The following is a 19,952-nucleotide window of genomic DNA, read 5'->3' on the forward strand; positions in this document are numbered from 1 at the left end:
GAATGGGAGAAGACGCACCGCCGCCGCCAGCAAGTACGGCCTACCACAGGCCTTGCCGCACGCGCCCGACGCCCAGAATAATCAGGAGGATCCCATGAACATCCGCTCCAATCCCGATACGACGCTGCCCGCCGTCACCACCGGTCCGCTGCCCTCTTCGCGCAAGATCTACGCGCATCCGGCCTCGGCGCCGGACCTGCGCGTGCCGCTGCGCGAGATCATCCTGTCCGAAGGCGCTGGCGAGCCGAACCTGCCGGTCTACGACACCTCCGGCCCCTACACCGATCCGACCGTGACGATCGACGTCAACGCCGGCCTCGCCCGCAACCGTCTCGCCTGGGTCAAGGAGCGCGGCGGCGTCGAAGAATATGTCGGGCGCGACATCAAGCCGGAGGACAACGGCAATGTCGGCGCCGACAAGGCGGCAAAAGCCTTCACCGCGCATCACAAGCCGCTGCGCGGCCTCGACGGCCACAAGATAACCCAGCTCGAATTCGCCCGCGCCGGCATCATCACCAAGGAGATGATCTACGTCGCCGAGCGCGAGAATCTCGGCCGCAAGCAGCAGCTCGAGCGTGCCGAAGCAGCCCTCGCCGACGGCGAGAGTTTTGGCGCCGAGGTCCCCGCCTTCATCACCCCGGAATTCGTCCGCTCCGAGATCGCGCGCGGCCGCGCCATCATCCCCTGCAACATCAACCACGCCGAGCTCGAGCCGATGATCATCGGCCGCAACTTCCTGACCAAGATCAACGCCAATATCGGCAACTCGGCGGTGACCTCGTCGGTCGAGGAGGAAGTCGACAAGATGGTGTGGGCGATCCGCTGGGGCGCCGACACCGTGATGGACCTGTCGACGGGCCGCAACATCCACACCACCCGCGAATGGATTTTGCGCAACTCGCCGGTGCCGATCGGCACCGTGCCGATCTACCAGGCGCTGGAGAAGTGCAACGGCGACCCGGTGCAGCTGACCTGGGAGCTCTACAAGGACACCCTGATCGAGCAGTGCGAGCAGGGCGTCGACTACTTCACCATCCATGCCGGCGTGCGGCTGGCCTACATCCACCTCACCGCGAGCCGCGTCACCGGCATCGTCTCCCGCGGCGGCTCTATCATGGCCAAGTGGTGCCTCGCGCATCACAAGGAGAGCTTCCTCTACACCCATTTCGAGGAGATCTGCGACATCATGCGCAAGTATGACGTCTCGTTCTCACTCGGCGACGGCCTGCGCCCGGGCTCGATCGCGGACGCCAACGACCGCGCGCAGTTTGCTGAACTGGAGACGCTGGGCGAGCTCACCAAGATCGCGTGGGACAAGGGCTGCCAGGTCATGATCGAAGGTCCCGGCCACGTGCCGATGCACAAGATCAAGATCAACATGGACAAGCAGCTCAAGGAGTGCGGCGAGGCGCCGTTCTATACGTTGGGGCCGCTGACCACCGACATCGCGCCGGGCTACGACCACATCACCTCGGGCATCGGCGCCGCCATGATCGGCTGGTTCGGCTGCGCCATGCTGTGCTACGTGACGCCGAAGGAGCATCTCGGCCTGCCTGACCGCAACGACGTCAAGGTGGGCGTCATCACCTACAAGATCGCAGCCCACGCCTCCGATCTCGCCAAAGGCCACCCGGCCGCCCAGCTCCGCGACGACGCCCTGTCGCGCGCCCGCTTCGACTTCCGCTGGACCGACCAGTTCAACCTCGGCCTCGACCCAGAGACGGCAAAACACTTCCACGACGAGACCCTGCCGAAGGAAGCCCACAAGGTCGCGCATTTCTGCTCGATGTGCGGCCCCAAATTCTGCTCGATGAAGATCACCCAGGACGTCCGCGACTACGCCGCCACGCTGAACGATCCGGCCACCGTCGGCATGACCATCTCCGGCACCATCGCGGACGGCATGGCCCAGATGAGCGCCAAGTTCAAGGAAATGGGCGGCAGCGTGTATCTCGATGCGGAGAAGGTGAAGGAGAGCAACAAGGCGTTGTCCTGACGCTTTGCCCCGCTCTCTCGATCGTCATGGCCGGGCGCAGACCCGGCCATCCATCAAAGCCGGGCGAAAGCCCGGCTTTTTTCGGCATCCAGCGACCGACGCTCTCGCCGAGTCGATACTATTCCAACCACGCCGCGCACCGCCCACCGACGTAATGACACACGGCATCGACCTGCAAGGCTTCATCGGCTTAGCTCATCGATAGATGAACACTATTTGATTCGTTTTGTTGCGCGGGATGGCCCGGGCAAAGTTAGCGGGAATTTATCCAATTTTTCCTTCACTTGGCGAGCATCATTCTGAATACCCTGCATTGACTCGCCGACCTTTTGGCCAGATTCATCCAAGGCCTTCTCTGCGTACGATTTGACAGCTTCAAGCTGATACTTCCCCATGCTCATCATCGCATAACTTGTCAGCTCAATAAGCTTCTTAGTAATAGCAGCTTGCTCCCGTGTGGAAGGCACCAGCGGAGCCAATTCCTTCGCCAAAGACCTTTCTAGCGACCCCTTTGAATCTTCTACTGTGCGCGAAAATTCGTTCTGTATCCTACTTAGGAACACGTCTTGCTGAGTACGAAGCGAATCTATTATCGAACCAGAAAGACGCTCAACCTCGGAGTTCAACTTCGAGTACGAAATCTTCAGGTTATCTAAGGATGTATGGATATCCAAAACTGACTTTGCGTCGGTAGCAACCTTTATGCTTGCTATGTCTTTCGACATACTTCCAAAATCACGATCCACAGCTATCAGCCCCTCAACGACCTTTCGCTGCTCGTGACGCTGAAGCTCAATCTCTCGATCGAAATTTCTCAGGCGTTCAAAGAGACGGTTAAAGTCCGTGATTTGCTGGGCTCTAAAGAAATAAAGGGAGACACCGGCGCCAGCGCCAGCTCCCAATAGCGTAGTGAACAAGCTGAAGGTAATCTCGGAAAACGTCATTCGAGAATATGCCCCTTCGATAAAAGCGACAAACATCCTTATGCAACCAACTACACCACAGATCGCCAACAAGTTGCAAGCAGGCATGCAGACCGAGTCTAAGGAAAGCAAAGCGCCATTGAGAACGTCGCACTTACCTCTCACATCGCACCCCGAAAAAAGACTGCGCGCCCGAATTGTTGCACGTCTAAACAAATGACTTGAAGGCGCGCTCACCTTACATGACCTATTCGCGATATTTTGTTTAACTCGCCACCAATCGCCCGAGACTCCCATGCCCATCCACCACATCCCCGCTCCACCCCACATCAAGGCTCCGCCGCTCTCCTTCGGCACCCGGATCGGCGATCTCCTGTTCATCTCCGGCATTCCCGGCTTCGACGCCCACGGCAATCTGCCTGATGATTTCGAGGCTCAGTTCGCCAACGTCGTGACGAACTTCACGCAGGTCCTGACCGGAGGCGGCGCCACCCTGCGCCACCTCGTCAAGGTCAACGTGCTGCTGACGCGCGCCTCGGATGTGGCGACCATGAACCGGCTCTATGCCACGGCGTTCGGGCCCGCGCCCTATCCGGCGCGCACCACCTGCGTGGTCGCGGCGCTGCCAGATCCGAAGATGCTGATCGAGATCGAGGGCGTCGCGGCTATCGTCGCTGCGTAGGGTGGGCAAAGGCGAAGCGCCTCTGCCTCCGCGTTCGGGATCGCGGTAGCGCCGTGCTCACCGACGAGTTCGCTGCGCGATGGTGGGCACGCGGCCGCCCCTGTGGGCGGCTGCCCTGCCCATCCTACGGCTGACGCCGCCTTTGGCTCGCCTCGGAAATCTCCAGCTCGCGCTCTACGCTCGCTCTCGCTTGGCGAAACCCGAGTTCCCGTTCGCATCGACCGCTTGGCGCCCGATCCCCGCCACCGCCTGCTGCTGCGGCGTGCAGTATGCCACATTTGACTGCAACCCTGCGTCGTAACGACACCCGCTTCGCTATTTCGACACTTGCGGTGAATTTAAAATTTAAATAGGATTTAATAGTCCGAAACATTATATCCGAAAATCTGACGATAAATGTTTAAATCACGGCCGATCCATGCCCTGTTCCGCCTCTCGGGTGCCGCCACAACCCCCTTGCGGGAGGCGATCCGCGAGGCCTGGAAGGCCCAGGTCTATCCGCTCGGCTACGTCCCCGCGCATGACGGCATGCGCGGGCTGATGACCCTGGGCGTCGTCGTCGCCCATGTCTCGCACCGCCACGTGCCGGGCGCCGTGCTTTATATCGACCTGTTCTTCGTCGCCAGCGCGTACTACATCACCGGACTGCTGCTGCGCGACATCGACAAGCACGGCCATATCAGGTTCCGGGAGTTTTATGCGCGGCGCTTCGCCCGGATCGTGCCGCCGCTGCTGTTGATGCTCGCCGCCTATCTGCTGTTCACGTGGCTGCTGCGGCCGCCGTTCCTGCCGGCGCTGGAGCGCGCCGCGATCGCTATCTCCTACATCTCCAACTATTGGTACGTGTTCGACCCGAAGACCATCGAGGACATCGGCCACACCTGGACGCTGTCGACCGAGGAGCAGTTCTATCTGCTGTGGCCGCTGACCTTCGCGTTGCTCGTCAAGCACTTCGGCGTGAACTGGCGGCTGGTCGGCGCGATCTGCGCCATCGCGGCGGCGATCTGGGCGTGGCGGCTGTCGCTGCTGCTCGATGGCGCCGAGTGGCGGCGGCTGTATACCGCGTTCGACACCCGTGCGGACGCGCTGATGGCGGGGTGCGCGATGGCCGTCACATTGCGGCTGGTGCCCCTCGGCGCCTATCCCGTGCTCGACCGTCTCCTGCCGAAGCTGGCGTGGCCGCTGCTGGTCTATTGGGTCGCGATCACATTTTTGTTCTGGCCCGCCGACGGGCCGAGCATGAACTACTATTATTTCGGCAGCATGGTGTGCGGCGTTCTCCCGGGCATCCTCACGCTGACCATGCTGGCGCGCAGCCACGGCACCATCTGCCATCGCGTCTTCGAACGGCCGGAGGCGGTGTTTCTCGGCCGCATCTTCTACGGCATCTATCTGTGGCACCTGCCGATCCTCAACTTCCTCGACAGCTATGGCATGCCGTGGTTCCCGCGGCTCGTGGTGGGGCTGGCGCTGTCGATCGTGGCGGCAACGCTCTCCTACGCCTATCTCGAGCGCCACTTCCTGCGCCGGCGATCGCCGCCGCAGCCGCTCGCATCGCAGCCGCCTGTCACCGTCACCGTTCCTGCATTCGTCCCGGCACCGGCCTTCAGCACGGATCTCGGCTTCTCGTCGCGCACGGCCGCGCAAAGCGATCCGTCGCTGATGATCCAGGCCCGGCGCGCGTCGCCTTAGAGTGATCGCGTCGGACCATCACGTCCGCCGCATCGTGATGGGCTCGCAAGCCCGCTCTTTTGCATCGCTGATCGCGCGCTTTTGCCGCACGCTTCGCGGGTGTCCGCCTTCAAAATGATCGAGACCGCTCCGACATAGGGCCGGCCGCGGGCTGCGGCCTTTTTGTTGCAGGAGTTTTCACGATGCCTCGTTTCACCACGATCTGTTTTGCCGCATCTGTTGCCGCCGCGCTGCTCGGCGCCGCGCCCGCCCGGGCCGGCTACTACATCATCCGCTGGGACAACACCGGCATCTGCCAGGTGTGGAGCGAGGCCTTGACCTTCAAGCCGATCCAGTGGCCGTCGAGCTATCAGGTCGTCAGCCGTCCGGTGCCGACGTTCAACGACGCCGTCACCCGCCAGATCAGGCTGCGCCAGCAGGGCCGCTGCACCCTGTGAGCCCCGGCGCGACGGGCCGTCCCCTGTGACGACGGCATGTCGTCATTCACATCCTGGACATCGCTGTGAACGGCGACCCGCGAGCACCTTGCTTTGCGCGCGCTTTTGTCGCACCACTTGGGCGCTAATCCCGCCGCAAGGCGGCAGGCCCGCGTCCGCGGGCCGGCCGCGTTGTTTCGTTCGAGGAGATTGACGATGCGTCGCCTGACCACTCTCGCCGTTGCCGCCGCGCTCGCGGCCGCCTCATTCGCCGCGCCCGCATTCGCCGCGCCGGCCCCCCAGAGCGGCTACTATGTGATCCGCTGGGACAACACCGGCATCTGCCAGATCTGGAACACCGATCTGCAGTCCAAGCCGGTCGAATGGCCCTCGACCTACAAGATCGTCTCCCGGCCGGTGCCGACCTTCGTCGAGGCCACCAACATCCAGCTCAAGCTGCGCGACGAGCGCCGCTGCTTCCTGTAAGGCCGCATCCGGTGCGGCCGCCGGGCGTCAAACCGCCCTGCGGTCATCCCTGCTCGATGGCGCCGCCGGCGATCGGGCTTGCCTGCATCGGCACGAAGCCGGGCAGGCAAGCGATCCGCTTTAGCCATGCCGTCACATTCGGATAGGGCGCGAGCGACACGCCGCCCTCGGGCGCGTGCGCGGTGTAGCTGTACAGCGCGACGTCGGCAATGGTCGGCGCATCGCCGATGAGGAACGGCCGACGGCCCAGTTCCTGCTCCATCACCGCGAACAGGCCGTTGGCGATCTGATGCGCTTTCACCATGTCGAGCGGCACGCCGAACAGCGTCGAGATCCGCGCCGCCGCAGGGCCGAACGCGAGAGGGCCCGCAGCCGCGGACAGCCAGCGCTGGACCTGCGCCTGGCCCAGCGGATCGCGCGGCAGCCAGCGGCCGCTGTCGTCGTAGCGGGCCGCGAGATACACCAGGATGGCGTTGGAGTCGGCGATCACCGCATCGCCGTCGACCAGCACCGGCACCTGGCCGAACGGATTGAGCGCGAGAAAGTCCGGCTGCTTGTGCGCACCACCCTTGAGATCGACATCGACGATCGCGCAAGGCAGATCGAGCAGGCTCAGCATCAGCCTTGCGCGATGCGAATGGCCGGACAATGCAAACTGGTAGAGGCGGCGTTGTGACATGTTGAGCTCCCGTTGCGCTGCCTCACCTAGACCACGGCTGACGCAGCAACAATGCAGCATCCCGGCAACAGCCTGTTGCCGACGACGCAACAATGCGACGATGGCACCATGGACCGCCTGCCCGACCAGCTCCAGCCCGGCCTGCGCCTCGTGTTCGTCGGCACCGCCGCCAGCGAGCGGTCGGCGGCGACCGGCCACTACTACGCCCATCCCGGCAACCGCTTCTGGCGCACGCTGTTCGCCGTCGGCCTGACGCCGCGGCTGTATCGGCCGGAGGAATTTCCGGCGCTGCTGGCGCTCGGCATCGGCTTCACCGACCTTTGCAAGCAGGGCGCGGGCATGGACCACGTCGCGCTGAAGGCGGGCGTCGACGTCGACGGCTTCATTGCGAAGATCCGGCAGCATCGGCCGGCGACGGTCGCCTTCACCAGCAAGAAGGCCGCCAGCCTGGTCTATGGCAAGCCGACCGGCGCAATCGCGCTCGGGCTCCAGCCGGACCACAAGGATGTCCCGACCACGTTCGTGCTGGCCTCGCCGTCCGGCGCCGCATCCGGCGCGTGGACGCTGCAGCCGTGGCGCGAGTTGGCAGAGCATGTCGTATCACTGGACACGTTGACAGCGCAGCCGCGCTGAGGAAGCTGAGCCGTCACAAGGGAGGAACTCGGCATGCGTCCAGTAAATGTTTTGGCCTGCCTATTCGTCGCGGTCGGCATCATGTTTGCTTCGTTGCTGCACGAGGTTCACGCCCAGGATCGCTCGGGCCAGTCGGCCGGGACTCTCGCCGCGCGCCTGCCTTCCGACTATCGTCGGCAGATCGCCGAATATGTCCGCGTGCGCAACCGCTACGTTCTTCGCGATGCCCAGATCTCGGCGCCCTACGAACGGTGGGGCGGCCTGTTCGCAGGCGGCACATTCATCGCCATCTGCGTCAAGCTGCATCGGGACAATCCGCTGGGCATCGTCGTCCAGGACAATCATGTCGTGACCTTTGACGGCGGCAAACTCCACGAAGTCGGAATGGGCACCGAGTCCTGCGACAATCTTTCTCGTTTCACCGAACTGATACAACCGCCTGCGGCGCCGCAGCCTCAGCGCACCGGACGATCGGCGCCGGCGCCGCAGGCCACGAGGCCGACGGCTCCGGGCGGCTCGCGGCCTTAGTCGCAGAACGTCACAGGAGGAAGTCTCCTACCCGTCGGGCAATCGGCGCATGCGCGCCATGCGCCAACTGCCCGTCGTGTTGGTATGTCGCAGGCATCGGCGCTTGCCATGTCGAGGCTGGGCAAGAATTCCGGGCTTTTCCGTTGAGCTGCGTGTACGATTTGTCACATCATGAATCGAACTTTCAAGAGCGGCGAGAGCCGCGAGCAGGCCAGCCTTCTTCCGCCACGGATCGAGGACTATGTCGGGGACGACAACCCGGTCCGGGCGATCGAGAGCTTCGTCAAGGCGCTTGATCTGGCGAGTTTGGGCTTCAGGCACGCCAAGCGCGGTGTTGGTGCCGGGCAGCCGCCCTATGATCCGTCGGATTTGTTGAAGCTCTACCTCTACGGCTACATCAACGGGATCAGGTCGTCGCGCCGGCTGGAGCAGGAGGCTGGCCGCAATCTCGAGCTGATCTGGCTGTTGAAGAGCCTCAAGCCCGGCTACCGAACGATTGCCAAATTCCGCAAGGAGAACTGGCAAGCGCTGAAGGCGACCAACCGTAGCTTCGTGCTGCTGCTGCGCGAACTCGGCCTGGTGGGCGGGACCCTGGTTGCGGTCGATGGCGCCCTGTTCCACGGCAACGCCGCCAAGGACAGCATCTTCACGCGCGGCAAGCTCGCCAAACAGATCGCCAAGCTGGATCAGGAGATCGAGGCCTACGGGAAGGCTTGCGAGGAGAACGATGCCGCGGAAGCCAAGCAGCGCCCCGAGGGATCGGGGGGCGGCCCCAAGGGCGGCGGCGATGTCGGCGACAAGATGAAGGAGCTGATGGCCCGGCGGGCGCGCGCGCAGGCCGATCTTGAGGCGATCGAGAGCGGTGACAAGGGGCAGGTGTCGACGACTGATTCCGATGCGCGGCTATTGAGCAAGGGCGACCAGACCATCGCCGGCTACAACGTCCAGAGCGTCGTCGACGACAAGCACAAGCTGATCGTCGCCAGCGAAGTCGTCAACCGCAGCGATGCTGGGCATCTCCACATGATGGCACAGGCGGCCAAGGAGATCCTCGAAGTCGACACCCTGCAGATCCTGGCCGATACCGGCTATTACAGCAGCGCAGACATCAAAGCCTGCGAGGATGACGGCATCACGGCCTATGTGCCGCTGAACGACACCAACGGCAAGGTCGAGAAGGAGGGTCGCTTCCCCCGCAAGGATTTCCGCTATGATGCCGCGACCGATACCTACCGGTGTCCGGCCGGCCAATCGCTGCATCCGACGAAGAAGCCATGGACTAACGTCAGTGGCCGGATCGAATACCGCTATTTCGGCTCAACCAAGATCTGCGGCAGTTGTCCATTGAAGGCATCCTGCCTCTCCCCAAAGGCAACGTCCCGCAGCGTCAGCCGCTGGGAGCACGAGGATGTTCTCGACCGTCATCGCGAGAGAATGGCAGGCGAAGCCGCCGCTGACCTGATGCGTCGTCGCTCCGCCATTGTCGAGCACCCCTTCGGGACACTGAAGTCTCGCGCCGGCTATCAGCACTTCCTGGTTCGCGGCTTCGACAAGGTCCGCGGGGAATGGAGCCTGATGGCGCTCTGCTACAACTTCACGCGCCTGCTCAACATTCTAGGCCTCGACCGGTTCTTGGTCTGCCTCGCAGACAAGCTGCGCATGACTCACGACCGATGCTTCGTCGCCCTTGCGGCCGCTCTGCACGCGATTCAGCTCGTCTCCCCGCGATTTCAGGCTAGATTCTCGCTATCGCTCGTGATCACGCCGGTGCGGGCGGTCCCAGACCCATAATCAGGATTCTTGCCCAGCCTCGTCGGGCAAATCGGGGCGATCGTCTCGCTCAACCCGCCTCATGCAGAGGGACGTACGCGTCGTCACGATACGTGGAGGTGGGCCGCGGTGGACGTGATGGCTGCGCCCGACGAGCGCCGGCCGTCACGTACGGTGAAGTCGTGATGTCCTGACACCCCGAAGCTGGTGTCACGCGCGTACTGATGCGAAAGCGCAGCGCGCGCAATGGTGGCCAACAAGCCGGCGCGCCAGGGAGACCACGTATAAGCCGTCAAACCATGCGCGCAGGGAAGGCCGGGATGTCTCCGCCGAACCTGTGGTTCTGCCGCGTGCTTTTTTGTTGCACGCGGACCATGGGAGCGGCGAGCTCCCGGCCTTTCCTGCCCCTCTCGATATCAGACGGGGCTCTCACGATGCATCCCTCGCGCACGCCGTGCGGCGAGACCGTGGAGTCATGAGCAGGAGATAGACAATGTCTGGCTGGACGATTGCCGCCGAAACCACTGTCATCGCCCGACTCCGCGGGCGACGACGACTGTTGTGAATGATCGACACCGGTCGACCAATCCAGCAGCTACCGCATCGAGATCGCCAGCCCCGACAGGTCGACATTGGCCAACAGGCCGATCTGCTCGCCCGACAGCTCCAGCACCGCGCCCTTCTGGTTGGTCAGCACGATGCCGCGCACGCCGCGGCCGACCGCGAGACCGGCACCGGCGGCGCCATAGACACCCTCGACGTCGGACGGGCGCCAGATGTTGCTGACGCGGCCGCGCAGCACCGTGCGCGAGCCGCCGAACACCAGGCCCCAGTCGAGGCCGCCGGTCGACAGCGGATAGGCGCGGCCGTGGAAGTTCAGCACGCCGCTGCCGCCGGAGCCGCCGATGATCCATCCCGCCTTGTAGATGGTCAGCGTGATGAAGCCGCCATCCGCATGCGCCGTAGCCGGCAGGACGGCGCCGCAAGCGGCCGTCAATGCCACCAGCAGACCGCGAAGCGAGGATGCAATTTTCATGGATGAACTCTCCAGCGACGTGAATGTGGGATGCGCGAACCTGAGGTCATTCGATGGCCACGCATGATGATCGTGTCCCACCAAGCGAATCGATCGGGCCGAATTTAGCCCTTTGCGCGGCAGCACGCATGCGCCGCCGCTTCTGTGTCGGAAATGCCCGCCATCGCCCTCGCCCCGCGGCCGGCACGCCATCGGCCGACCGGCGCCGTTGCGAAATGGGTCGAGACATCAGCGAAACCAAGGCCATTTCGGGGTATTCGCCGTCCGCGCCGCGGCCGGCAGCCGATGTTAAGGCGCCATTAACCTTGTCCGACCACGGTGATTTACGGGCTGGGTGTTCAGTTGGTCTCCGATGTTTTCGCGTCGCCTTCAGGGCCGGCGCGGGCGTTGATCGGGAGGAGTTATGTCTCAAGAGTTGTCAGCCGATACCGCAAGTCCCACACTCGTTCCCCTCGTCATGCCGCCTTCGCCCTCTGCGGCGGAGGTTCTGCCGCTGTTGATCGGCACGCCATTGTCCGAGATCGAGCGCGAGCTCATCGTTCAGACCCTGGCGCGCTGCAACGGCAATCGCACCCATGCCGCGCGGCTGCTCGGCATGCCCGTGCGCACCCTGCGCAACAAGATCCGCGGCTACACGGCCGACGGCATCGCTGTGCCGGCCTATACGGCCTGATCCAACGACGGCCGCGCGATATCCCATCGCGTGGAACTCATCAGGATGCGGCGCCGATTGATGTTGATCAATCGGCCTCGCAGCCCTGCTGCAATTGCTGCCATTGTCGCGGCTCTGTTAGGCTTCGTCGCGAATCAGCGATATGTAGCGGAGTTGCGGTAGTGGCGAGGAATCCGGCCGGACGCGGCCTGCAGGGCCCCGTGGGTCCACGTGGCCCGCAAGGGCAGCCCGGACGGCGCGGACCGGACGGCCAGCGCGGCAAGCCGGGTCCGGACGGCAAGGCCGGTTCGCCGGGCAAGCCGGGTCCGCAAGGCCCGCGCGGCGAAGCGGGGCCGCAGGGCAAGCCCGGGCCGCAGGGACCGGCAGGCCCCCAGGGGCCGCGCGGCGAAGCCGGTCCGCCGGGCACGCTGCCGACCATCGACCAGCTGATGCCCTGGCTGGAGCAGATCTTCGCGGCCTATGACGACTACAAGCGCACCCGCGATCGCGAGGCGCACGAGCGCGAGGAGGCCCTGGTCGCGGTGCGCGACATCTTCGCCGCCACCACCCATGACGATGCGCTCGACGAGGCGTTCGAAGACGACGATCCACACGAGATCGACGTCCCGAAGAAGAAGAAAAAGAAGCACAAGAAAAAGAAGAAGAAGCACGCCATCGAGGACGACGAGGGGTTCTGATCGTCCCGCGGCGGTGCGTGCAGCGCCGACCGGCGACGGCCGGCCTCAGCGCGGGCCGAACCTGACGGCCGATCGCTCGCGCGCCTTGGCCGCCTCGATCTCGCGGTCGCGTGGCGGCGCCTGGGTCTGCAGCGAGGTCAACAGCCGCCGCGCGGCGTCGGCGACCTCCTCGACCGCACGGGCGAAGGCGGCCTCGTTGGCCTGCGACGGCGCGCTGAAGCCGGAGAGCTTGCGCACGAATTGCAGCGCCGATGCCTGGATTTCCGCCTCGGTGGCCGGCGGCTCGAAATTGAACAGCGTCTTGATGTTGCGGCACATGGCGGGGCCAATCCGGTGCTGAACCAAATCATCGAACGTGCTATCATGCCCCCGACGCGGCCGGAAGAGCCGCGCATCAGCAGGGGAAACACATGCTTCGACCGTTTGCCGCCGTCCTCGTCGCCTTGGTTGTTTTTTACGCTCCGGCCCGCGCCGCCGACTATCCCGCCCCGAAGCAGGGCGATGTCGTCATCAAGGATTTCAAGTTTCACACCGGCGAGACGCTGCCGGAGCTGAAGCTGCACTACACCACCGTCGGCGAGCCGACCGGCCAGCCGGTGCTGGTGCTGCACGGCACCGGCGGCTCGGGCGCCAGCATGCTGGGGGCGACGTTCGCCGGCGAATTGTTCGGCAAGGACCAGCCGCTCGACGCCGCCAAGTACTACATGATCATTCCCGACAGCATCGGCCACGGCCAATCCTCGAAACCGTCGGACGGGCTGAAGACCAAGTTTCCCGCCTATGACTATGCCGACATGGTCGATGCGCAGTACCGGCTTTTGACCGAGGCGCTGGGCATCAAGCACGTCCGGCTCATCATCGGCAATTCCATGGGCGGCATGCACAGCTGGGTGTGGGCGACGCGCTATCCCGACTTCATGGACGTGGCGGTGCCGATGGCCTCGCAGCCGACCGAGATGGCGGCCCGCAACTGGATGCTGCGCCGGATCATGCTGGAGACGATCCGCAACGACCCGGACTACAATGGCGGCAACTACACGGCGCAGCCGCGGATGATGAAATACGCGGTCACCGCCTACGGGACGGCCACCGCCGGCGGCACGATCGCCTACCAGACCGCGGCGCCGACGGCGGCCAAGGCCGACAAGATGGTCGAGGAGCGGCTGGCTGCGCCGATTCCCACCGACGCCAATGACTTCATCTACCAATGGGACTCCTCGCACGACTACAATCCGTCGGCCGATCTCGACAAGATCAAGGCGACCGTGCTGCTGATCAATTCGGCCGACGACGAGCGCAATCCGCCGGAAACCGGCCTCACCACCGAGGCGATGACACGGGTTGCGAACGGCAAGGTTCTGCTCATCCCGGCCTCGGCCGAGACGCGCGGTCACCTCACCACCGGACAAGCGAAGTTCTACGTCCAGGCGCTGCGCGAATTGCTCGCCACCGCGCCGCAGCGTGGCATGTAGATCCCCTGAAGGAAGCAGACGATGCGCAGGATGGTGCTGGCCGCCCTCACGATGGGCTCACTCGCCTGCGCAAGCGTCGCGTTCGCCGTCGACAATGGCCAGTTCGAGAACGTCCCGCCCGATGTGCGCGCCTGGTTCAAGAGCGTGATCGCGCCCAATGGCGTGCCGTGCTGCGACATCTCCGACGGTCATCGCACGACCTACGACGTGCGCGACGGCACCTATTGGGTGCCGATCGAGGGACGCTGGATGGCGGTGCCGGAGCGCGCGATCATCCGCGACCGCGGCAACCCGATCGGCGAAGCCGTCGTGTGGTACGTCCATCACCGCGGCGACATCGTCATCAGCTGCTTCGTGCCAGCCGATGCCGTTTGAGATGAGCCCCGCGAGGCCAGCTCTTGGTCCGATGCCATGACGACAGCGCTTCACGACGACAATGTGCGCGCGATCATGCGCTGGCTGATGGCTGCGTTCTACGCGGCCGCGGGCATCGCCCACCTCGCGATCCCCGAACCGTTCCTGCTGATAACACCGTCCTTCGTTCCGTTTGCCCCACAGGTCATCCTGCTCACCGGCCTGTGCGAACTCGCCGGCTCGGTTGCGCTGGTGACGAAGCCGATGCGTCGCTGGGCGGGGATCGGACTTGCGGCCTACGCCGTCTGCGTCTGGCCCGCGAATTTCAAGCATGCGATCGACGCGATCGACCTGCCCTATCTCGGCAGCAGCTGGCTCTATCACGGCCCGCGCCTGGCGTTTCAACCCGTGCTCGTCTGGTGGGCGCTCTACAGCGCAGGGCTGACCGACTGGCCATGGCATCGGAAGGCCTAGCGCGTGCCGCGGCCGGCTGCGAACATATGACGGCGAGAGACGCTCTCGAGGGAGGACAGCCATGACCCATTCTGCCAGTGCCGATCTCGATGCGATCTATCCGAAGCCGCAGGAGCGCGTGATCGCCAAGGTCCGCCCCGCGCTCGACGTCCACAGCCGGAAGTTCATCGCGATGTCGCCCTTCTGCGTGATGGCGACGTCAGGCCGGGACGGCAGCGTCGATGCGTCACCGCGTGGCGGCCATCCCGGGTTCGTCCACATCGACGGCGATCAGCGCCTGCTGCTGCCGGACCGTCCCGGCAACAACCGGCTCGACAGCCTCCGCAACGTCTCCGAGGGCTCGGCGCTGGTGCAGCTGATCTTCTTCGTGCCCGGCATCAACGAGACCTTGCGCGTCAGCGGCACGGCAGCACTGTCCACCGATCCAGACCTGCTCGCGCGAATGGAGGAGTTCGGCAAGCCGCCGCGCATCGTCATCAGCATCGGCGTGCAGGAGGCCTATTTTCACTGCGGCAAGGCGATCATGCGCTCGAAACTGTGGTCGCAGGAGGCGCAGGTTCCGCGCTCGGCCATGCCGAGCATCGGCGAGATCATCCACGATCAGACCAGCCTCGGCGCGCCCGAGCCTCAGGACATCACCGACGCGCGCTGGCGCGAGCAGCTTTGAGATGCGACCCCTTCGCAGCTGAACGTCAGCCAGGAGTCATCGGTGTCCCTGTACATCCGGCATCGACGCGCTCGATTCGTGAGCGCGCCCGTCCTCGCGCCTTGATGCAGGTCAACAGCGGCGGAGACGGCAACACCTAGTTGTCAATGTGTCGATCTCAAAACCTTAGGACGACATCGGTCAATGTCCGCGCCCGTTAAGGCCGCCCCTCATTGCTGGCCCGCTCGCTTCGCCGGCGCAGTCGTGCTGCTGGCCCTGGCCACCGCGCCGGTCGCGGCCTCGGCCGAAGATGTCAAGCTCTCGGCCGAGCAGGCCCGCAATCTCGGCGTCCGCGTCGCCCATCCGGTGTCGAGCCGGACCGACAGGACGCTGCCCTATCCGGCGCAGATCGTGATTCCGACACCGCAATTGTGGGTCGTCAGCGCGCCCGTTTCCGGCATGGTCACCAATCTGGCCGTCGCGCGGGGCGATCGCGTGACGATCGGACAGCCGCTGCTGACCCTGGAGAGTCCGAGCTACGTGTCGCTGCAGCGCGACTATCTGCATGCCGTCGCACAGGAGATTCTCGCCGCTCAGCAGCTGAAACGGAATGCCGATTTGTTCGAGGGCAAGGCCGTCCCGCAGCGCGTGCTGGAATCCAGCCAGGCCGAAGCACGCCAGGCCAGCATCCTGGCCGCCGAGCGACGCCAGATGCTGCATCTCAGCGGCCTCTCCGACGATGCGATTGCGCGCCTGACCAATGAGGCCGCGATCAGCGCAACGCTGACGGTCAACGCGCCGCAGGCCGCCTCCGTGGTCGAGATCGCGGTGTCGCCGGGGCAGCGGCTGGAGCAGGCGGCGCCGCTGGTGAAGCTCGCGCGCCTCTCGCCGCTCTGGGCAGAGATCGCCATTCCAGCCACCAGTATCGGCGCCATCAAGACCGGCGCGACCGTCGACATCGACGGCTACGCGACGCCGGGCCGCGTCATCCTGGTGTCCGAGACGACCGACGCCGCGACCCAGACCATCCTCGTCCGTGCCGAGTTTCCCAACAATGGCGACCTGCATTCCGGACAGACCGCCGCCGCCCGCATCGGCTTCATCTCGGCGGGAGAGAGCGCCTGGGAGATTCCTTACAGCGGCCTGGTCAGGCGCGGCGAGCAGACCTCGATCTTCGTCGCGATCGACGGCGGCTTCCGCCAAGTCCCGGTGAAACTGCTCGCAGAAGACCAGGATCACGTCGTCGTGTCCGGACCGATCACGGACAAGGACGAGGTCGCCATCGGCGGCATCTCGGCGCTCCGCGGCATTGTCTCGCGGTTCGGACAATGATGCTGCAGCGGCTGGTCGCATTCGCGCTGTCGCAGCGGCTGTTCGTCGTCCTGAGCGTGCTGTCGCTGATCGGCGCTGCGGCCGTGTTTCTGCCGAGCCTGCCGATCGACGCCTTTCCGGATGTCTCGCCGGTCCAGGTCAAGGTCATCATGAAGGCGCCGGGGCTCACGCCCGAGGAGGTCGAGCAGCGCATCACGGTCCCGATCGAGCTCGAGCTGCTCGGTCTTCCCAACAAGAAGATCCTGCGCTCCACCACCAAATATACGCTGGCCGACATCACGGTCGATTTCGAGGACGGCACCGACATCTACTGGGCGCGCAATCAGGTATCGGAGCGGCTGTCGAACATCTCCCGCGACTTCCCCGACGGCGTGAGCGGCGGCCTCGCCCCGATCACGAGTCCACTCGGCGAGATGTTCATGTTCACGATCGAGAGCCCCGAGCTTTCGCTCGCCGAGCGGCGCAGCCTGCTCGATTGGGTGATCCGCCCGGCGCTGCGCACGGTTCCGGGCGTCGCCGACGTCAACGCACTGGGCGGCCATGTGCGCGCGTTCGAGATCGTGCCGCGCACCGACGCGCTGGCGGCCCGCGGCATTTCCTACGATCTGTTTCGCAAGGCGATCGAGGCCAACAGCCGCAACGACGGCGCCGGCCGCGTCAACCAGGGCGAGGACAGCGCGCTGGTGCGGATCGAGGGCAGCATTCGCAGCATCGACGACATCAGAGCGATCGTCGTTGACACGCGCGACGGCATCCCCATCCGGGTGAGCGACGTCGCGCGGGTCAGGATCGGGGCGCTGACGCGCTACGGCGCGGTCACGGCCGACGGCAAGGGCGAGACGGTCGAGGGACTCGTGCTCGGGCTGCGCGGCGCCAATGCCGGCCAGCTCGTGCGCGACGTCCGCACGCGGCTGGAGCAGCTGAAGCCGGCCCTGCCCGCCAGCGTCAGCATCAACGTGTTCTATGACCGCAGCAGGCTCGTCAATCGCGCCGTCGGCACGGTGGTGCGGGCGCTCGGCGAAGCGACGGTGCTAGTCGTGGTGCTTTTGCTTCTGTTCCTCGGCAATTGGCGCGCCTCGCTGGTGATCGCACTCAGCCTTCCGCTTGCGATCATGATCGCATTGCTGGTGATGCGCGCCGCCGGCATGTCGGCCAACCTGATGAGCCTCGGCGGGCTTGCGATCGCGATCGGAATGCTGATCGATGCGCTCGTGGTCGTGGTCGAGAACATCGTCGGCAATCTCGGCAAGCACGATCCGGGACGGACGACGCCGCTGATCCACATCGTGTTCCGTTCGGTCTGCGAGGTGCTGCAGCCGGTCGCCTCGGGCGTGCTGATCATCATCATCGTGTTCGTGCCGCTGCTGACACTCCAGGGACTGGAGGGCAAGCTCTTCATTCCCGTCGCGCTCGCCATCATCTTCGCGCTGGCCGCCTCGCTGCTGCTCGCGCTGACGGTGATCCCGGTCGCGACATCGTTCGCGCTCAAATCCGCGTCGCACGAAGATCCGCTGCTGATCCGCGCGGCGCAGCGGGTCTACGCCCCCGCACTGGCATGGGCGCTCGGCAACGAGCGCAAGGTCATGCTCGCCGCCATGCTGGGCCTGGTCGCGGCCGGCTATGGCTACAGCCAGCTCGGCAAGACCTTCATGCCGACCATGGATGAAGGCGACGTCATCGTCAGCGTGGAGACACTCCCGTCCGTCAATCTCGATGAATCGCTGGCCATCAATGCACGGCTGCAGACGGCCTTGATGAAGGTGCCCGACATCGCCGGCACCATCGCGCGCACCGGCTCCGACGAACTCGGTCTCGACCCCATGGGCCTCAACCAGACCGACACGTTCCTGGTGCTCAAACCCGCGGATCAACGGCAAAGCGAGAACCGCGAAGCCCTGCTGCAGAAGCTTCGCGACGTGCTGACCGGCTTTCCCGGAATATCGCTGAGCTTCACTCAACCCATCGACATGCGCGTGCAGGAGATGATCAGCGGCGTGCGCGGCGACGTCGCCGTGAAGATCTTCGGTCCGGACATCGCGACGCTCAACGACATCGCTGCAAAGCTTTCAGCAATCCTGGCGAGGATCGATGGCGCGGAGGACGTCTACACGACGCTGAACGAAGGCGCGCAATACTATACCGTCGCGGTCGACCGGCTGGAGGCAGGCCGCCTCGGCCTCACCGTCGATTCCATCGCGGCCTCGCTGCGCACCCAGATCGAAGGACGCACGATCGGCACCGCGCTCGAAACCGGGCGGCGGACGCCGATCCTGATCCGCGGCAGCGAGACCACGCGCGAGGCGCCGACCCTGCTGGCGATGCTGCCGCTGACACTGGCCGGCGGCCAACACGTGGCGCTGTCGCAGGTCGCGCACATCCAGCGCATCGATGGCCCGGTGAAGATCGACCGCGAGGACGGCAATCGCATGAGCGTGGTCCGCAGCAACGTACGGGGGCGCGACATGGTGGGCTTCGTGCAGGCGGCCCAGCAGAAAGTCGCGGCCGAGCTGAAGCTCCCGGCCGGCTATCGGCTGACCTGGGGCGGGCAGTTCGAAAACCAGCAGCGGGCCGCAGCCCGCCTCTCGATCGTGGTCCCGGTCGCGATCGGCCTGATCTTCGTGCTGCTGTTCACCACCTTTGGCTCCATCCGCCAGGCCCTGCTGGTGCTGGTGAACATTCCCTTTGCTCTGATCGGCGGCGTCTTCGCACTGGTGTCCACAGGCGAATATCTGTCGGTCCCGGCATCCGTCGGCTTCATCGCGCTGCTCGGCATTGCCGTCCTGAATGGCGTCGTGCTGGTGTCCCATTTCAACCAGCTCCGTGCGCACGGCCTGTCCGAGCAGCGCATCGTCGTCGAAGGCGCGCGGCGCAGGCTGCGTCCCGTGCTGATGACGGCCAGCATCACCGCGCTCGGACTAATTCCGCTGCTGTTTGCCTCCGGGCCCGGCTCGGAAGTCCAGCGTCCCCTGGCGATCGTCGTGATCGGCGGCCTGTTGTCGTCGACGCTGCTGACCTTGATCCTGCTGCCGATCCTGTATCGCCGCTACGGCGCAGCCGCAAAGGAGCCGACATGACGAGCCGGACGGCGTGCATGACGCTGATTGCTCCGCGCGCGCTCCGCGAGGAGCTGTTCGACTACGTCAACGAGCAGACGGATGTCGTCACGGGCTTCACGGCCTCGGATGCCGCCGGACACGGCGCGCGCGTTCGGCTGCGCACCGCCGCGGAGCAGGTCAAGGGACATGCCGACGAGGTCGTGGTGCGGATCGTGCTGCAGGAAGAGGACGTCGAGCGGCTGCTGGAGCGGCTCCGGCGCGCGTTCGCCGGAACCAAGCTGGTCTATTGGGTCGTGCCCGTGACGGCCTTCGGCACTATCGACTGAGCGCACAGGACCCTGGGGCGGTCTTGGCCGATCAGGCGAAGGCACGCGATTCGAGGCTCGCAAGGGAGCCTTGAACCGACTTTGCTCGACGCCGCCCGACG

General features: G+C 65.0%; 21 protein-coding genes. 17 read left to right on the top strand and 4 right to left on the bottom strand.

What is annotated here, in order from left to right; translation table 11 throughout:
• Positions 1 to 94 precede the first annotated feature (94 nt).
• Positions 95 to 1,996 carry a phosphomethylpyrimidine synthase ThiC gene (gene thiC, locus ACQR1B_RS17015; RefSeq protein ID WP_434834577.1) on the top strand — a complete coding sequence of 634 codons (1,902 nt, stop codon included), beginning with the start codon at positions 95 to 97 and terminating at the stop codon, positions 1,994 to 1,996.
• A gap of 212 nt (positions 1,997 to 2,208) precedes the next feature.
• Here thiC and ACQR1B_RS17020 read toward each other — a convergent pair whose 3' ends face one another.
• Positions 2,209 to 2,976, bottom strand: a complete 768-nt coding sequence (locus tag ACQR1B_RS17020; RefSeq protein WP_434834576.1) for a hypothetical protein — start codon at positions 2,974 to 2,976, stop codon at positions 2,209 to 2,211.
• Between the two features lie 238 nt (positions 2,977 to 3,214).
• Here ACQR1B_RS17020 and ACQR1B_RS17025 point away from each other — a divergent pair, with 238 nt between their 5' ends.
• From ACQR1B_RS17025 to ACQR1B_RS17040, 4 genes are all read left to right on the top strand, one after another.
• A complete protein-coding gene (locus ACQR1B_RS17025; protein ID WP_434834575.1) occupies positions 3,215 to 3,601 on the top strand; it encodes a RidA family protein in 387 nt (128 codons plus the stop codon).
• A gap of 396 nt (positions 3,602 to 3,997) precedes the next feature.
• Positions 3,998 to 5,293, top strand: coding sequence for an acyltransferase family protein (locus ACQR1B_RS17030; protein ID WP_434834574.1), 1,296 nt, complete (start codon positions 3,998 to 4,000; stop codon positions 5,291 to 5,293).
• Positions 5,294 to 5,475: 182 nt separating this feature from the next.
• Entirely contained in the window at positions 5,476 to 5,730 is a 255-nt protein-coding gene (locus tag ACQR1B_RS17035; protein ID WP_434834573.1) for a hypothetical protein, read from the top strand.
• A gap of 195 nt (positions 5,731 to 5,925) precedes the next feature.
• Positions 5,926 to 6,195 (top strand): hypothetical protein, encoded by a 270-nt coding sequence (locus ACQR1B_RS17040; RefSeq protein ID WP_434834572.1) that lies wholly within the window; start codon positions 5,926 to 5,928, stop codon positions 6,193 to 6,195.
• Positions 6,196 to 6,238: 43 nt separating this feature from the next.
• Here the strand turns inward: ACQR1B_RS17040 and ACQR1B_RS17045 are convergent, their stop codons facing one another.
• Positions 6,239 to 6,874 (bottom strand): glutathione S-transferase family protein, encoded by a 636-nt coding sequence (locus tag ACQR1B_RS17045; RefSeq protein WP_434834571.1) that lies wholly within the window; start codon positions 6,872 to 6,874, stop codon positions 6,239 to 6,241.
• Positions 6,875 to 6,982: 108 nt separating this feature from the next.
• Here ACQR1B_RS17045 and ACQR1B_RS17050 point away from each other — a divergent pair, with 108 nt between their 5' ends.
• The 3 genes from ACQR1B_RS17050 to ACQR1B_RS17060 all read left to right on the top strand — a co-directional run bounded on the left by ACQR1B_RS17050 (position 6,983) and on the right by ACQR1B_RS17060 (position 9,826).
• Positions 6,983 to 7,507 (top strand): mismatch-specific DNA-glycosylase, encoded by a 525-nt coding sequence (locus ACQR1B_RS17050; protein ID WP_434834570.1) that lies wholly within the window; start codon positions 6,983 to 6,985, stop codon positions 7,505 to 7,507.
• Between the two features lie 81 nt (positions 7,508 to 7,588).
• A complete protein-coding gene (locus tag ACQR1B_RS17055) occupies positions 7,589 to 8,035 on the top strand; it encodes a hypothetical protein (RefSeq protein WP_434834569.1) in 447 nt (148 codons plus the stop codon).
• A 171-nt stretch (positions 8,036 to 8,206) separates the two neighbouring features.
• Positions 8,207 to 9,826, top strand: a complete 1,620-nt coding sequence (locus ACQR1B_RS17060; RefSeq protein WP_434831094.1) for an IS1182 family transposase — start codon at positions 8,207 to 8,209, stop codon at positions 9,824 to 9,826.
• Between the two features lie 574 nt (positions 9,827 to 10,400).
• Here the strand turns inward: ACQR1B_RS17060 and ACQR1B_RS17065 are convergent.
• Positions 10,401 to 10,841 carry a hypothetical protein gene (locus ACQR1B_RS17065; RefSeq protein WP_434834568.1) on the bottom strand — a complete coding sequence of 147 codons (441 nt, stop codon included), beginning with the start codon at positions 10,839 to 10,841 and terminating at the stop codon, positions 10,401 to 10,403.
• A gap of 403 nt (positions 10,842 to 11,244) precedes the next feature.
• On the opposite strand from ACQR1B_RS17065, the gene ACQR1B_RS17070 reads away from it, so the two are divergent.
• Entirely contained in the window at positions 11,245 to 11,514 is a 270-nt protein-coding gene (locus tag ACQR1B_RS17070; RefSeq protein ID WP_434834567.1) for a helix-turn-helix domain-containing protein, read from the top strand.
• Between the two features lie 161 nt (positions 11,515 to 11,675).
• Positions 11,676 to 12,191: a collagen-like protein gene (locus ACQR1B_RS17075; protein ID WP_434834566.1), complete on the top strand. Its 516-nt coding sequence runs from the start codon at positions 11,676 to 11,678 to the stop codon at positions 12,189 to 12,191.
• Positions 12,192 to 12,236: 45 nt separating this feature from the next.
• Here ACQR1B_RS17075 and ACQR1B_RS17080 read toward each other — a convergent pair whose 3' ends face one another.
• Positions 12,237 to 12,509 carry a DUF2277 domain-containing protein gene (locus tag ACQR1B_RS17080; RefSeq protein WP_434834565.1) on the bottom strand — a complete coding sequence of 91 codons (273 nt, stop codon included), beginning with the start codon at positions 12,507 to 12,509 and terminating at the stop codon, positions 12,237 to 12,239.
• Positions 12,510 to 12,601: 92 nt separating this feature from the next.
• Here ACQR1B_RS17080 and ACQR1B_RS17085 point away from each other — a divergent pair, with 92 nt between their 5' ends.
• The 7 genes from ACQR1B_RS17085 (at position 12,602) to ACQR1B_RS17115 (ending at position 19,851) form a co-directional block, all read left to right on the top strand.
• The gene (locus tag ACQR1B_RS17085) at positions 12,602 to 13,663 is read left to right on the top strand and encodes an alpha/beta fold hydrolase (protein WP_434834564.1); all 1,062 of its coding nucleotides are present in this window, start codon (positions 12,602 to 12,604) and stop codon (positions 13,661 to 13,663) included.
• Positions 13,664 to 13,684: 21 nt separating this feature from the next.
• Positions 13,685 to 14,038 (top strand): hypothetical protein, encoded by a 354-nt coding sequence (locus ACQR1B_RS17090; protein WP_434834563.1) that lies wholly within the window; start codon positions 13,685 to 13,687, stop codon positions 14,036 to 14,038.
• A 36-nt stretch (positions 14,039 to 14,074) separates the two neighbouring features.
• Positions 14,075 to 14,491 (top strand): DoxX family protein, encoded by a 417-nt coding sequence (locus tag ACQR1B_RS17095; protein ID WP_434834562.1) that lies wholly within the window; start codon positions 14,075 to 14,077, stop codon positions 14,489 to 14,491.
• Between the two features lie 61 nt (positions 14,492 to 14,552).
• Positions 14,553 to 15,158 (top strand): pyridoxamine 5'-phosphate oxidase family protein, encoded by a 606-nt coding sequence (locus ACQR1B_RS17100; RefSeq protein ID WP_434834561.1) that lies wholly within the window; start codon positions 14,553 to 14,555, stop codon positions 15,156 to 15,158.
• A 183-nt stretch (positions 15,159 to 15,341) separates the two neighbouring features.
• Entirely contained in the window at positions 15,342 to 16,469 is a 1,128-nt protein-coding gene (locus tag ACQR1B_RS17105) for an efflux RND transporter periplasmic adaptor subunit (RefSeq protein WP_434834560.1), read from the top strand.
• Positions 16,466 to 19,543 carry an efflux RND transporter permease subunit gene (locus ACQR1B_RS17110; protein ID WP_434834559.1) on the top strand — a complete coding sequence of 1,026 codons (3,078 nt, stop codon included), beginning with the start codon at positions 16,466 to 16,468 and terminating at the stop codon, positions 19,541 to 19,543. The genes ACQR1B_RS17105 and ACQR1B_RS17110 overlap by 4 nt, the downstream gene beginning before the upstream one ends.
• On the top strand, positions 19,540 to 19,851 hold the full coding sequence (locus ACQR1B_RS17115) for a DUF3240 family protein (RefSeq protein WP_434834558.1): 312 nt from the start codon (positions 19,540 to 19,542) through the stop codon (positions 19,849 to 19,851). Before ACQR1B_RS17110 ends, ACQR1B_RS17115 begins: the two co-directional genes overlap by 4 nt.
• Positions 19,852 to 19,952 lie beyond the last annotated feature (101 nt).

This window comes from Bradyrhizobium oligotrophicum, assembly GCF_051168495.1.
Taxonomy (GTDB): domain Bacteria; phylum Pseudomonadota; class Alphaproteobacteria; order Rhizobiales; family Xanthobacteraceae; genus Bradyrhizobium; species Bradyrhizobium oligotrophicum_A.